This is a genomic window from Micrococcus sp. R8502A1, assembly GCF_006704135.1.
Lineage (GTDB): Bacteria > Actinomycetota > Actinomycetes > Actinomycetales > Micrococcaceae > Micrococcus > Micrococcus luteus.
The window spans coordinates 1-434 of the sequence record NZ_VIGS01000117.1 but is presented as its reverse complement, the minus strand read 5'-3'; the positions used below and the strand labels follow the sequence as shown (position 1 = coordinate 434).

The following is a 434-nucleotide window of genomic DNA, read 5'->3' as shown; positions in this document are numbered from 1 at the left end:
ACCTCACGGGACTCGAGCAGCTCGATCACCGACTCCTCGGAGGGCTCCTGGGCCGTCCACAGCCCCGGCTCGTCCTCGATCAGATGCTTGATCGTCTCCAGGGAGTCACCCTTGGTGTGCCCGATCAACCCCACGGGGCCGCGCTTGATCCAGCCGGAGGCATACAGGCCGGGGACGGGGGCGCCGTCCGCGTCGAGCACGCGGCCCTGCGCGTTCGGGATCACACCGCGCACCTCATCGAACTCCACCCCCTCCACGGGCGAACCGAAATACCCCACCGCCCGGTACACCGCCTGCACCGGGTAGTCCACGGTCTCCCCCGTCGGACGGACCCCACCGGAACCGTCCAACTCCATCCGGCGCATCCGCAGGCCGTCCACCCGGCCGTCGCCGTCCTCGTCCAGGAACTCCTCCGGGGCCTGCAGGAAATGCAG

At 69.8% G+C, this 434-nt stretch carries 1 pseudogene; it reads right to left on the bottom strand.

What is annotated here, in order from left to right:
• Window positions 1–434 (bottom strand): annotated as a pseudogene (locus FLM69_RS11290) (pyridine nucleotide-disulfide oxidoreductase); the annotation flags it as partial.